Source organism: Nocardia ninae NBRC 108245, from assembly GCF_007990755.1.
Lineage (GTDB): Bacteria > Actinomycetota > Actinomycetes > Mycobacteriales > Mycobacteriaceae > Nocardia > Nocardia ninae.
Genome location: NZ_BJXA01000063.1, coordinates 40858 through 54294, shown reverse-complemented (window position 1 = coordinate 54294; position 13437 = coordinate 40858). Strand labels below are relative to the sequence as shown.

Sequence of the window (13437 nt, the reverse complement as noted above, 5' to 3'; positions counted from 1 at the left end):
CCCGGCGCAGCCCGCCTGCCCGCTCGGCTGGCCCGCGCCGAAGCAGCAGGGCGGTCTCGCCTCGCTGATCGGACTGGCTCCGCTGGCGGGCCCGTTCTCCTCGGAAGCTTTCGCGCTCGGCTCGGTCTACCAACCCATCCTGCAGCTGGCAGGCCCGGTGCTCGCCGAGGTCGCCCCGGTGCTCGCGCGGTACCAGCCGGCGATCGACCCGTTCATCACCCAGGTGCAAGGCGTGGAAGCCGTTGTCCTGCAGGCTATCCTGCCGTACTACGGCCCTTACCGCGATCAGCTGATCGCCGCCGAGGGTGAACTCGCCAAGGTCTTGGCCCCCATCCTCACCCGCGCCTACAACAGCGAGATCGCCTCCTGCTTCGTGGCCTGGCAAGGTCAGATCATCGACCAGGCAAAGGGCGGCCACATCACCGTGGCCTCGCTGGCGCACCCGGGAACCGTGGTGGAGCTCGGCCCCGAATCCTGAACCCGCCGAGTACGGGCGGCCAGATCGCCGTGGCTTCGCTCGCCGACCCGGCACCGTGTCGAGCGCGGCCCGCTGTCGCACGGTAGGGGGGTCGTCGCCACGGTGTCCGTTGCCTGGGGCGCATCGTGCTGACCCGCGCACGAGTTCGGTGACAGGTCGGGCTACCGAGGGTGTGCGGGTGGCGCGTCGAATCGACGATCTCCGGCGGGTGGGGTGTTGGCCCGGACATAATGGGGCGATGGCGACACACCAGAGGTTGGCTGTGCGGAAGCTGGTCGAGCAGGGTGTGCTGACCGAAGCGCAGTTCGAGGCAGTGATGGGCGCGCTGGCCGCGCACGAGCCGCGGCCGCGCGGGAAGATCCTCGCCGAGATCGCGGCGTACATCGGTGCCGGGCTGGTGTTCTGCGGCATCGCGCTGGTCATCGGGGCGTCGTGGGACGATCTCGCGCGCGGTGCGCAAGTGACCCTGCTGATCGCGGTATCGGTCGGGCTCGTCCTCGGCGCGATCGCCGTGGTCGGCGGACCGTCCAAATTGTTCGACCGGGATCCGCATGGCTCCCGGGTTCGGCTTGCCGGGGCTTTGCTGGCGCTCGCCGCCGGTTCGGTGACCGGGACGGTGGGTACCGCGCTCGAAAACGGCTCCGCCGACGCGGCGTCGTGGTCGGCGCTCGCCGGACTGGTCGCCGCCGTGCTCGGCTACATCGCCGTTCCTTCGGTCATCGGCATGCTGGCCTGCGGCATCTTCAGTGCGTCGGCCATCCCGGTGGCGCTCGACGAAATGTTCGGCGTCAGCGACCTCTGGGTGGGCCTCGGCATGCTCGTGGTCGGCGGAATATGGTTCGCGCTCAGCAGGATCGGCGCGTTTGTCGAGACCTGGCTGGGATACGCGATCGCGATCGGGATCGCACTGGTCGGTGCGATCGTCACCGATTCGGACCATCGGCCGTGGGCGTTCTTGCTCAGCGCGCTGGTGGCGGCCGTCTGCTTCGTTCTGTTCGCGCAGCAGCGTTCGACGGTGCTCGTGATCGGCGGCGGTCTCGCGGTTGCCCTGGCGACCGGTCAGGCGGTGACGCAGTGGACCGACAGCGTCCTCGCCGTAGCGGTCGCTGTGCTGGTGATCGGGGCAGTGGCTCTCGGGGTCGGCTCGTACGTACTCACCAGGTCGCCGAAGCCGTCGGACTAGGCCGGTCGACTGCCTTCGAAGTCTCCCCGCATAACGCGGTGAAACCCCTGGTAGGAGTATTATTCCGCAGAGTCCGGGCGCTCCCACGCGACGTGGGATGAATCACACTCACTAGATACATGGACGTCCAACTATAGGATGACCGCATACCGCGCTGCGGTGTCACGGTCGGCTACCAGAACAGGACTGGCATGGTTCGCGAACTCACTCACTTCATCGGCGGGCAACACGTCGCGGGTACCTCCGGCAACTTCGGTGACGTCTTCGACCCCAATCTCGGCCAGGTGCAGGCGCGGGTGCCGCTGGCGAGCACGGCCGAGGTCCAAGCCGTCATCGCGAATGCCGAAGCGGCGCAGCCGGTGTGGGCCGCGTTCAACCCGCAGAAGCGGGCGCGGGTGCTGATGCGGTTCCTGACGCTGGTGCAGGACGAGATGGATTCGCTTGCCGCACTGCTCTCCTCGGAGCACGGCAAGACCATCGCCGACGCGAAGGGCGATATCCAGCGCGGCCTCGAGGTGATCGAGTTCGCCGTCGGCGCGCCGCACCTGCTCAAGGGCGAGTACACCGAGAGCGCGGGCACCGGCATCGACGTCTACTCGATGCGCCAGCCGCTCGGCGTCGTCGCGGGCATCACCCCGTTCAACTTCCCGGCCATGATCCCGCTGTGGAAGGCGGGCCCGGCGCTGGCCACCGGAAACGCGTTCGTGCTCAAGCCGTCCGAGCGCGATCCCTCGGTGCCGCTGCGGCTGGCCGAGCTGTTCCTCGAGGCCGGCCTGCCGCCCGGTGTGTTCAACGTGGTGCACGGCGACAAGGTGGCCGTCGACGCGCTGCTGCACGACCCGAGGATCAAGGCCGTCGGTTTCGTCGGCTCCACCCCGATCGCGCAGTACATCTACGAGACCGCGACCGCGAACGGCAAGCGCGCCCAGTGCTTCGGCGGCGCCAAGAACCACGCGATCGTCATGCCGGACGCCGACCTCGACGACGTCGCCGACCAGTTGATCGGCGCCGGTTACGGTTCCGCGGGCGAGCGCTGCATGGCCATCTCGGTGGCCGTGCCGGTCGGCGAGGAGACCGCGGATCGCCTGCTGGCCAAGCTCACCGAGCGGGTGCACAAGCTCAACATCGGCCGCTCCGACGACCCCGGCGCCGACTACGGCCCGCTCGTCGGCAAGGACGGCGTGGACCGGGTGCACAACTACGTCCAGATCGGCATCGATGAGGGGGCCGAGCTGGTGGTCGACGGCCGCGGCGTGACCGTCGAGGGCGCCGAGGACGGATACTTCGTCGGCGCAACGCTTTTCGACAAGGTCACCCCCGAGATGCGGATCTACAAAGAGGAGATCTTCGGTCCGGTGCTGACCGTGGTCCGGGCCAAGGACTACGAGGAAGGCCTGCGCCTGGCCAACGAGCACGAATACGGCAACGGCGTCGCGATTTTCACCCGCGACGGCGACACCGCCCGCGACTTCGCCGCCCGCGTGCAGGTGGGCATGGTCGGCATCAATGTGCCGATCCCGGTGCCGATCGCGTACTACACCTTCGGCGGCTGGAAGCGCTCCGGCTTCGGCGACCTGAACCAGCACGGCCCCGACTCGTTCCGCTTCTACACCAAGACCAAGACCGTCACGCAGCGCTGGCCTTCCGGCATGAAGGAAAGCAACGCGTTTGTCATCCCGACGATGGACTGACGAATGTTCATCCTCGACGACGACGAGAAAGCGATCAGCGACACCGCCCGCGGCTTCGCCGACGAGTTCCTCGCGCCGAACGCGCTGGAATGGGATGAGCAGAAACACTTTCCGGTCGATGTGCTGCGCAAGGCCGGCCCGCTGGGCCTCGGCGGCATCTACGTCCAAGAGGACGTAGGCGGCTCGGGTCTGCGCAGGCTCGACGCCGTGCGCATCTTCGAGCAACTCGCCACGGGGTGCCCGGCCATCGCGGCCTACATCTCCATCCACAACATGGCGACCTGGATGATCGACAGCTACGGCGACGACGCCCAGCGCCATCGCTGGCTGCCGCGGCTGACCTCGATGGAACTGCTGGCGAGTTACGCGCTGACCGAGCCCGGTGTCGGCTCGGACGCGGCGGCCTTGAGCACCAAGGCCGTCCGCGACGGCGACGACTACATCTTCAACGGCGTAAAGCAATTCATCTCCGGCGCGGGCGCCACCGACGTGTACGTGGTCATGGCCCGCACCGGAAGCCCAGGCGCGCGCGGTATTTCGGCGTTCATCGTGCCCGCCGATACGCCGGGCCTCTCCTTCGGCGCCAACGAGCGAAAGATGGGCTGGCACGCCCAGCCCACCCGGCAGGTGATCTTCGAAGACGCCAGGGTTCCGGCGGTCAACCTGCTCGGCGCGGAGGGCGACGGCTTCCGCATCGCGATGAACGGACTCAACGGCGGACGGCTGAATATCGCCGCCTGCTCGGTCGGCGGCGCGCAGGCGGCGCTGGACAAGACGGTGCCGTACCTGGCGCAGCGCAACGCGTTCGGCGCACCGCTGCTGAAGAACGATGCATTGCGGTTTCAGCTCGCCGACATGCGAACGGAGTTGGAGGCCGCCCGCACCCTGCTGTGGCGGGCCGCGGCGGCGCTCGACGCCGACGCGCCGGACAAGGTCGAGTTGTGCGCCATGGCAAAGCGATTCGCCACCGACGCAGGCTTCGAGGTCGCGAACAAGGCGCTGCAACTGCACGGCGGCTACGGTTACCTGGCCGAATACGGTCTGGAGAAGATCGTCCGGGATCTGCGGGTACACCAGATCCTCGAAGGCACCAATGAAATCATGCGGGTGGTCGTCGCCCGTGCGGTGGTAGGAGCGGCATGACCAGTGAACCGGAAGTTCTGATCGAAAAGCAGGATGGGCTCGGGCTCATCACCCTGAACCGGCCCAAGGCCATCAACGCGCTGAATCATTCGATGGCGCTGGCCATCAGCGAGGCGCTGCACGCCTGGACCGATGACGACGAGGTCCGCACCGTGGTCGTCACCGGTGCGGGGGAGCGCGGCCTGTGCGCGGGCGGCGACATCGTCGCCATCCACACCGACGCGACCGGCGGTGCGGCGGGCGCGGATTCGCCGACCGGGCGCTTCTGGCGCGACGAGTACGTGCTCAACGCGCTGATCGGCCGCTACCCGAAGCCCTATGTGGTGGTGATGGACGGCATCGTGATGGGCGGCGGCGTCGGCTTGTCCGGCCACGGCAGTCACCGGATCGTCACCGAGCGGTCCAAGATCGGCATGCCGGAGGTCGGTATCGGCTTCATCCCGGATGTCGGTGGCACCTATCTGCTTTCGCGCACGCCGGGCGAGCTCGGCACGCACGTCGCGCTCACCACGGCCCGGATGAACGCGGGCGACGCCATCGCGGCCGGCTTCGCCGACTACTACATCGCCTCCGAACACCTTCCGGCGCTGCTGGATACGCTGCGCACCGAGACGGCAGAGATCGCGATCGCCAAGTTCGCCTCGGCCGCACCGGCTTCCGGCCTGCTCGCCCAGCAGGACTGGATCGACGCCTGCTACGGCGCCGACACCGTCGAGGAGATCGTCGCCCGCCTGCAGGCGCACGAGGCACCGGAAGCGGCCAAGGCCGCCGCCGACATTCTCACGAAATCGCCTGTCGCGCTCAAGGTCACCTTGCGTTCGTTGCGTTCGGCGCGGTCCGCGCCGAACCTGGAGGCGGTGCTGAACGAGGAGTACCGGGTCTCCATCGCGGCGCTGGCCTCGGCCGACCTGGTGGAGGGCATCCGCGCGCAGGTGATCGACAAGGACCGCAACCCGCAGTGGTCGCCGGCGACGCTCGCCGACGTCACCACCGCACAGGTCGACGCATACTTCGCCGAATTGGGCGATCAGGAACTGGGTTTGGTGAGCAATGACTGAAAAGATCGGATTCCTCGGACTCGGCCACATGGGTGCGCCGATGGCGGCGAACCTCGTCAAGGCCGGATATGAAGTGCTGGCCTACGATCCGGTGCCCGCCGCGCGGGAGCAGGCCGTCAAGGACGGCGCCACCGTGGTGGGTACGGCGGCGGAAGCGGCGGACGCCGGTGTGGTGATCACCATGCTGCCCAACGGAAAACTCGTCCTCGACGTGTACGCCGAACTGCTGCCTGCCGCCAAGCCCGGCACCCTGTTCATCGACTGCTCCACCATCGACGTCGCCGATGCCAAGTCGGCCGCGGTGCTCGCCATCGGCGCGGGGCATCGCGCGCTGGACGCACCGGTGTCCGGCGGGGTTGCGGGCGCGGCGGCGGGTACGCTGACCTTCATGGTCGGCGGCGGGGCCGAGGACTTCGCCGACGCATTGCCGGTGCTCGAGGTGATGGGCGGCAAGGTGGTGCACTGCGGCGGCTCCGGCGTCGGCCAAGCCGCCAAGATCTGCAACAACATGCTGCTCGGCATCTCGATGATCGGCCTTTCCGAAGCCTTGGTCCTCGGTGAGAAGCTCGGCCTGACGCACCAGTCGTTCTTCGATGTCGTCTCCACCGCATCGGGCCAGAGCTGGGCGCTGACCAGCTATTGTCCGGTCCCCGGCCCGGTGCCGACCAGCCCGGCCAACAACGACTACCAGCCGGGTTTCGCGACTGCTCTGATGAACAAGGATCTCGGTCTGGCCGCGAACGCGTTGCGTGAGAACGGCATCGACGGTCAGCTCGGTCTGCTGGCCGCGGAGATCTACAACCGGTTCAACGAGTCGTCCGGCGGCCGCGACTTCTCGGCCATCGTCACCGAGATCCGGGAACGAAGCGTCGGCCAGAACGGGGACGCCTGAGGCCGCGGCGAGCCGAGTCCGACGCGAAGGTTGACACGTCTCGAACATGCGTTCGACTCGAGGTATTGTTCGGGCCGTGTCTCCACTTTCCCGCCAGGACTGGGCCAGGATGAACCTCGAACAGGTCCGTGACCAGCTGCTCGACGCGGCCGCGTTCGGCAAGTACCTGCCGCCCGAGCAGCTCGAGCACGCGGCCGGGAAGATCGCCGAGGGGCTGCGCGTCTTCCAGGAACTGACGAGCGACCGGAATGGGCCCGGATAGCCAATTACGTTGTAGTGCAACACATTTGAAGATTGATCGGGACGTTGTGGAAGGGGTGAGATACCTGCTTCCTGTATCGTCACCGATATTCCTGACCACCCCCGACCTAGAAGGTGCCGAGTGACCGAGTTCGAGACGATTCTGCTGGAGCGTAAAGGCCGGGTCGGCTGGGTCACGCTGAACCGCCCGAAGGCGCTCAACGCACTCAATGCCCAGGTCCTCGACGACGTCATCGCCGCGCTCGACGAACTGGAGCGCGACGACGAGGTTGGGGCCGTGGTCATCACCGGGTCCGAGCGCGCGTTCGCGGCCGGCGCCGACATCAAGGAAATGCAGCCCAAGTCGTATATGGACATGTTCCTCAACGACTACTTCGCGCGCTGGGACCGGCTCGCCCAGTTCCGCAAGCCGACCATCGCCGCAGTGGCCGGGTACGCCCTCGGCGGCGGCTGTGAGCTGGCGATGATCTGCGACATCCTGATCGCGGCGGACACCGCGAAGTTCGGGCAGCCGGAGATCAAGCTCGGCGTCATCCCCGGCATCGGCGGCTCGCAGCGGCTCACCCGCGCGGTCGGCAAGGCCAAGGCGATGGATCTGGTGCTCACCGGTCGCAATATGGACGCGGAGGAGGCCGAGCGCGCCGGACTGGTGTCACGCATCGTGCCCGCCGCCGACCTGCTCGACACCGCACTCGAGGTGGCCGAGACGATCGCCTCGATGTCCTTGCCGGTCACCATGATCGCCAAGGAGTCGGTCAACCGTTCCTTCGAAACCACCCTCGCCGAGGGCCTGCGCTTCGAACGGCGAGTGTTCCACTCGCTCTTCGCCATCGAGGATCAGAAGGAAGGCATGACCGCCTTCGTCGAGAAGCGGCCCGCGAAGTTCACCAACCGCTGATCCGCGTGCGCCCGGCAGAATAGTTGTCCACTTAACCGGCAGAATTCGACGCCCCTAGGCCCGATGTCGAAGGGCCTAGCCGAAGCTGGACGACGACGGTCCGACGATGTCCATCGGCGTCGGCGGGACACCGTGGGTGGGTTCGGCCGAAGAGTTGTCCATGGCAAGGATTCCCGCGATCGTCGCGCCGAGTGCCGCAGTCACCGCAACCGCGGCGATCAGCTTGCGGCGGTCCACCGTGCCGTGCGCCAGCGACGCGGACAACGCCGCACCCGCCCGCACCCGCGGCATCCGCACGTCGCCGCTGTGCCGCTCCGCGGCGAGCAACACCGCGCCGCGAGCCGAGACGTAGTCGGGTTCCGGGTCGTAGATGATCGGCAGGTCGATCAGCTCCGCGAGCTCCTCGCGGATGCTCGGGCTGCGCGTGCAGCCGCCGAGCAGCACCATCGCGTCGGGCTGCACGCCGCTCTCCTCGATGAGCTGACGCACGAACGAGGCCGAGTGATGGATGCTCGCCGCGCACAATTCGGCCAGGTCACTGCGGGTGACCACCTCGCGGTCGCCGGAGATCGGGTCGATCGCGGTGACCACCCGCTCGCTGCTCAGCGCCTCCCGATGCCTGCGACTGGTCAGCTTGTCGGTGAGCACGCCGCCGCGGGCGAGCTGCCAGCGCAGCAGCGCGTCGTAGCCGTCGCCGCCGAGCACCGTGCTGCGTTTACCGGCCAGGATGGTGTCGTTGCGGCAGTCGGCGTGCGTGATGGTCAGGCCGGACGTGCCGAGGTCGTAGAGCAGCACCGTGCCCTCGTCCGGCAACTGGCCGGTGAAGCGCAGGTAGCGCAGTTGGGCAAGCGGTTCGTCGACGATGGTGAGGCGATTGCGGCCCGCGCTGGTCCGGATGGCGTCGGCATGCAGGGTGCAGCGGCAGGTCACCGCAGTTCCGGTGACCAATTCGTCGCGCCGGTCGGCGGCGCCGCGCATCTGCCGGATGGCCTCGAAAACGGGTTCTTCGACGCCGCCACCGGCGCGTCGCGGCACCTCGCAGCGGTCGATCGGCGGGAGGTGCGGCTGATCGGAATGTGTCAGCATCGCGCGTGCGCCACCAGCGCCCGCCGATACCCCCAAGACCAGCACCATGGTTTACATGGTGAACCCTTTTGGGCCCGCTGCCAAGACGACGGGGCGGGAAATTCGCTAGTTGGATGCCGGACCGTTACCCCCTGGTCGATCAGCGGGTGTATTGAACCGTCCAGTACGTCTGTCTCATTCGGGCCGGGTCGTGGACCAGCGGGCTTGCTCGCCGCCGGTGTCGAAGTCGCCTGCGGCGTGTCGGAATTCCGCCAGTAGCTGCAGCAGCGTGTGCAGCCGATCCGGTGCCAGGCCGGGCAGTGCGAAGACTTTCGTGTTGAGTTCCTCGGTCGCCTGCGCGACCAATTCCCTTCCGGCGGCGGTGATCTCGATCAAGGTCGCGCGCCGGTCGGTGGGGTGCGGCACCCGCTCGACCAGCTTCGCCGCCTCGAGCCGGTCCACCGTGTTGGTCACGCTGGTCGGGTGCACCTGCAGCCGGGCACTGGCCTTGGCCATCGGCAGCGCGCCGGTCTTGCTGAAGCTCAGCAGCATGAGCAGTTCGTACCGGGAGAAGGTCAAACCGGTTGGTTTCAGTGCCTCGTCCACCCTGGCCATCACGATTTGCTGGGCACGTACCAGCGAGGTCACCGCGGCCATGCCGTCGGCCACGTCCCCCCAGCCGTGGTCGACCCACTGGCGATGGGCCTCCTCGATCGGGTCGAGCGGGAGCGGGCGTGGCCGAGACATGGTCCGATCATTCCATGCGGGCTCGGAATCGGGCCGCATGCTCGGAATCAGGGCCATGCTGCTGATCGAGCCCACCCGCCCTCCGGCTCAGCGGCTTCGAGTCGGGCCCAGTGGCTTTGAATCGAGCCGGTGCTTGGAATGGGCCCAGTGCTTTGAATCAGGCCCGTGCTTTGAATCAGGCTGAGCGCAACGGTGTGTCCGGGAGTCCGCGCACGGCACTATCAATCGTGAGGCGGGCGTGGCTGAGTGGTTGAGGCAACGGTCTGCAAAGCCGTTTACGCGGGTTCAATTCCCGCCGCTCGCTCCATCGGGGTTCGAGGGTCGCCTCAGGCGGCAACGCTCGGTTCGGCATACGCCACAGCCGAACCGAGCACCTCGAGCCGTACGCGCCGGCCAGCGGCAGGCGCCGCCACACTGGCCCGGCGCACCCGTACGGCGTCACTGCGGCCGTCCAGTGCGATGGTGAGCATCACGTCGGCACCGCGGAATTCGACATCGCGCACTACCCCGCTGTCCGGTTCGCCTGCCGAAACTTCATGGGCGACAAGTTGTTCCGGGCGAACCATGATGGTGACCGCACCGGTCGGCGCACCCTTCTGCACAGGAATCCGGCCGAGCACGCACTTCGCCACGTCGCCGTCCACCACCGCGTCGAGCAGCACGCAGTCACCGAGGAAACGCGCGGTGAACAGGTCCTTCGGCGCGGCGTAGACCTCTTCCGGCGCGCCGACCTGGGTGAACCGGCCGTCGCGCATCACCGCGACCTGCTCGGCGAAGCACAGCGCCTCCTCCTGATCGTGGGTGACCAGGATGCTGGTCATGCCCGCCGCGCGCAGGGTGTCGGCGACGGCCTGCCTGGTGGTCGCGCGCAGGCCGGCATCGAGTGCGCTGAACGGTTCGTCCAGCAGCATCACGTCGGGCTTGCGGGCCAGGGCGCGAGCGAGGGCGACGCGCTGCTGCTGCCCGCCGGAGAGTTGATGCGGGCGGCGCTCGGCGTAGGACGGATCCAGCGAGACCATGTCGAGCAGTTCGTCGACGCGGTTTGTGCCGTTGCGCCGGCCGTAGAATCCGCGGCGCAGTCCGTAGGCGATGTTCTGGCCGACGGTCAGATGCGGGAACAGCGCACCGTCCTGTGCGACATAACCGATGTTGCGCCGCTGGGGCGGCACCGAGAACCGATCGCGGGCAACGGTTTCCGAGCCGATCGCGACCGACCCCGCGTCCGGCGCCTCGAACCCGGCGATCACCCGCAGCAGCGTGGTCTTGCCGCAGCCGGAGGAGCCGACCACCGCGGTCGAGGTCCGGTCCGGCACCTCGAGGGTGATCCCACCGAGCACCCGATGGCGGCCGAACGTCTTCGACACATCGGCAACGACGAGCTCACTCATATTCCGGCCGCCTTCCGCGATTGCGTGAACAGCAGATAAGTCACCGGCACCGCCGCGACGATCATGATCAGGGCGTAGGGCGCGGCGGCCGCGTAATCCAATTCGCCGGACAGCGACCAGAATCGCATGGCCAGCGTGCGAGTTCCGTTGGGCGCCAGCAGCAGTGTCGCGGTCAGCTCGGTCGCGACGGCGACGAAGACCAGCGCACCGGCGGCGGCCGCGGCAGGGGCGGTGAGCCGCAAGGTGATTCGGGCGAAGGTGACCGGACCCGACTTGCCGAGCGACCGGGACACCTCCTCCAGCCCGATCGGCACCTGCGCGAGCCCGGCCCGCACGCTCACCAGTGCGCGGGGCAGGAACAGCAGCACGTAGGCGGCGACCACCATGGTCGCCGTCTGGTAGAGCGGGGGAGCCCAGCGGATGGTCACCGTCACCATGGCCAGCGCGACGACGATGCCGGGCAGTGAACTGGTGATGTAGTTGGCGCCCTCCACCATTCGGGCGAACACCGAGGTGGAGCGCACCGCGATCCAGGCGACCGGGAAGGCGCACAGCGTGGTGAGCAGCGCGGCCACCGCGGCCAGCGCGATGGTCTGCCCGAGCGCCTCGCCGAGCTCGGCGAAGTCCCATACCTGCGCGCCACCGATGCGCAGCCAGCGCCCGATGGTCCACAGCGGAACGCCCAGCGCACCGGCGGTCACCGCGGCGAGCGCGGCCAGCACCGGAATAGTGCTCGCGCCCAGGCGGATTCGTGCCGCTGCGCGCGGTGCGCCGCTGCCGATCCTGGCGTAGCGGCTGCGGCCACGCACCGCCGCCTCACTCCCCAGCAGCACCAGGCAGCACAACACCAGTACCCCCGCGAGCATGCTGCCCGCGGGGCCGGCGAAGCTGGACTGGTACTGCTCGAAGATCGCGGTGGTGAAGGTGTCGAAGCGGACCATGACGAACGCGCCGTACTCGGCCAGCAGGTGCAAGGCGATGAGCAGTGCGCCGCCGAGAACGGCCAACCGCAACTGCGGCAACACGATTCGCGCGAACACCGCCACCGGCCCCGACCCGAGCGCCCGCGCGGACTCCTCCACCGCGGGATCGAGGCGGCGCAGCGTGGCCGCGGCGGGCAGGTACACCAGCGGGAAGTACGACATGGTGGAGATGACCACCCCGGCCGAGAGGCCGTGCATGGTGGGGAAGGCGCTGACCCAGGCGTAGCTGTTGACGAACGCGGGAACCGCCAGTGGCGCCGCGAATATCGGCCCCCACCATGCCTTTCCCGGCACATCGGTGCGTTCGACCACCCAGGCGAGGCCGACCCCGAGCACCACGCAGATCGGCACGGTGCACACCACCAGGCCGACCGTATTACGCAGCAGCTGACCGACTCTGGGCCGAAACACCAGGTCTGCTGCCGGGCCCGGCCCGGTGGCGAAGATCTCGGACACGATGTAGCCCAGCGGCACGAACGTCGCGGCCACCAGCAGCAGGGCGACGGTCGTGACGAAGGGCCCGGGTCGACCGACCCGGGACGAGGCGACAGCGGTCCGGACGGCCACGGTTAGAGCAGGCCCGCCTCGGTCATCAGCGCGGTGACCTTCTTGGCGTCCAGCTCGGACGGATCCACCGGGGGCGCCTGCAGGTCGGCCAGCGGCGGCAGCGCCGGATTGGCGGCCACATTGCTGGCCACCGGGTACTCCATCGAGTCGCCGTCGCGCAGCACCTCCTGGCCCGCCTTACCGGTGATGAACGCCAGGAACTTCTGCGCCGACTCCTGCTTCTTGCTCGACTTCAGCACGCCGCCACCGGAGATGCTGACGAAGGCGCCCGGGTCCTGCTTCTTGAAGTAGTGCAGCGCGGTATGGCTGCTGCTCTCTTTGGTCTTGGCCTGGTCGCGGTACCAGTAGTAGTGGTAGATCACGCCGCCGTCCGGGCTGCCCGCGTCGACCGCCTTCATGGTGGCCACGTTGTTCGGGAACGGCGTCGCGTTCTCCTTCATGCCCTTCAGCCAGGCACGGGTCGCGTCCTCACCCTTCAGCGCGAGCAGGGCGGCCACGATGGCCTGGAAGTCGGCGCCCGAGACGCCCGCGCCCCAGCGGCCCTTCCACTGCGGCTGCGCGAGGTCGAGCAGCGAGGCGGGCAGCTGGTCGGCCGCCACCTTGTCCTTGTTGTAAACGAAAACCGTTGAGCGCGCGGCGACTCCGGTCCACTTGCCGGTGGACGGGCGGAACTGCGCGGGCACCTGATCCAGCGTCGGCTTGTCCACATCGGCGAACAGGCCCGCGTTCTCGACCAGTGCCATGGCGGGGGAATTCTCGGTGAGGAATACGTCGGCGGGCGAGGCGGCGCCTTCGGCGACGAGTTGGTTGCCCAGCGCGGTGTCACCGCCCTGCCGGAGCGTGACCTTGATACCGGTCTCTTTGGTGAATGCCGCCACCCATTCCTTGGTGAGCGATTCGTGCTGTGCGTTGTAGACCGTGATCTCTTGCGCATCATCCGACGAATTCGAGCATGCCTGTAGACCGAGCGCCGCTACCGTGACGGCCAGTACTCCGGAGATCGTTTTCCATCCGACAGGCATCGGTTCGGTCCTTCCGCTGGAATTCCTCATGTTGATGAGGCTTACCTAAGCAACATACCGC

The 13437-nt window shown here is 68.0% G+C and carries 12 protein-coding genes, 1 tRNA gene and 1 pseudogene; 9 read left to right on the top strand and 5 right to left on the bottom strand.

Annotation, left to right across the window (positions count from 1 at the left end):
* The 8 genes and pseudogenes from NN4_RS32890 to NN4_RS32855 all read left to right on the top strand — a co-directional run.
* A pseudogene (locus NN4_RS32890) lies at window positions 1-478 on the top strand (hypothetical protein); the annotation flags it as partial.
* 238 nt (window positions 479-716) lie between these two features.
* A complete protein-coding gene (locus NN4_RS32885) occupies window positions 717-1661 on the top strand; it encodes a DUF2157 domain-containing protein (RefSeq protein WP_147139538.1) in 945 nt (314 codons plus the stop codon).
* Window positions 1662-1852: 191 nt separating this feature from the next.
* Window positions 1853-3352, top strand: a complete 1500-nt coding sequence (locus tag NN4_RS32880; RefSeq protein WP_107654421.1) for a CoA-acylating methylmalonate-semialdehyde dehydrogenase — start codon at window positions 1853-1855, stop codon at window positions 3350-3352.
* A 3-nt stretch (window positions 3353-3355) separates the two neighbouring features.
* On the top strand, window positions 3356-4495 hold the full coding sequence (locus NN4_RS32875; RefSeq protein WP_147139536.1) for an acyl-CoA dehydrogenase family protein: 1140 nt from the start codon (window positions 3356-3358) through the stop codon (window positions 4493-4495).
* Window positions 4492-5553: an enoyl-CoA hydratase/isomerase family protein gene (locus tag NN4_RS32870; RefSeq protein WP_147139535.1), complete on the top strand. Its 1062-nt coding sequence runs from the start codon at window positions 4492-4494 to the stop codon at window positions 5551-5553. Before NN4_RS32875 ends, NN4_RS32870 begins: the two co-directional genes overlap by 4 nt.
* Window positions 5546-6445, top strand: a complete 900-nt coding sequence (gene mmsB, locus NN4_RS32865; protein ID WP_147139533.1) for a 3-hydroxyisobutyrate dehydrogenase — start codon at window positions 5546-5548, stop codon at window positions 6443-6445. The genes NN4_RS32870 and mmsB overlap by 8 nt, the downstream gene beginning before the upstream one ends.
* Before the next feature lie 76 nt (window positions 6446-6521).
* On the top strand, window positions 6522-6707 hold the full coding sequence (locus NN4_RS32860) for a DUF6374 family protein (protein ID WP_147139531.1): 186 nt from the start codon (window positions 6522-6524) through the stop codon (window positions 6705-6707).
* 120 nt (window positions 6708-6827) lie between these two features.
* Entirely contained in the window at window positions 6828-7604 is a 777-nt protein-coding gene (locus tag NN4_RS32855) for an enoyl-CoA hydratase (RefSeq protein WP_147139529.1), read from the top strand.
* A 75-nt stretch (window positions 7605-7679) separates the two neighbouring features.
* Here NN4_RS32855 and NN4_RS32850 read toward each other — a convergent pair whose 3' ends face one another.
* Window positions 7680-8738: an Hsp70 family protein gene (locus tag NN4_RS32850; RefSeq protein WP_147139527.1), complete on the bottom strand. Its 1059-nt coding sequence runs from the start codon at window positions 8736-8738 to the stop codon at window positions 7680-7682.
* A gap of 126 nt (window positions 8739-8864) precedes the next feature.
* On the bottom strand, window positions 8865-9416 hold the full coding sequence (locus NN4_RS32845) for a MarR family winged helix-turn-helix transcriptional regulator (RefSeq protein ID WP_147139525.1): 552 nt from the start codon (window positions 9414-9416) through the stop codon (window positions 8865-8867).
* A gap of 232 nt (window positions 9417-9648) precedes the next feature.
* Here NN4_RS32845 and NN4_RS32840 point away from each other — a divergent pair.
* Window positions 9649-9723 (top strand) — tRNA-Cys (locus NN4_RS32840).
* Between the two features lie 19 nt (window positions 9724-9742).
* Here NN4_RS32840 and NN4_RS32835 read toward each other — a convergent pair.
* From NN4_RS32835 to NN4_RS32825, 3 genes are read right to left on the bottom strand one after another with little or no spacing between them, the layout of a single operon-like run.
* Window positions 9743-10804, bottom strand: coding sequence for an ABC transporter ATP-binding protein (locus NN4_RS32835; protein ID WP_147139523.1), 1062 nt, complete (start codon window positions 10802-10804; stop codon window positions 9743-9745).
* Entirely contained in the window at window positions 10801-12354 is a 1554-nt protein-coding gene (locus NN4_RS32830) for an ABC transporter permease (RefSeq protein ID WP_147139522.1), read from the bottom strand. Before NN4_RS32830 ends, NN4_RS32835 begins: the two co-directional genes overlap by 4 nt.
* A 2-nt stretch (window positions 12355-12356) precedes the next feature.
* Window positions 12357-13376: an iron ABC transporter substrate-binding protein gene (locus NN4_RS32825; protein WP_147139520.1), complete on the bottom strand. Its 1020-nt coding sequence runs from the start codon at window positions 13374-13376 to the stop codon at window positions 12357-12359.
* Window positions 13377-13437: the final 61 nt, after the last annotated feature.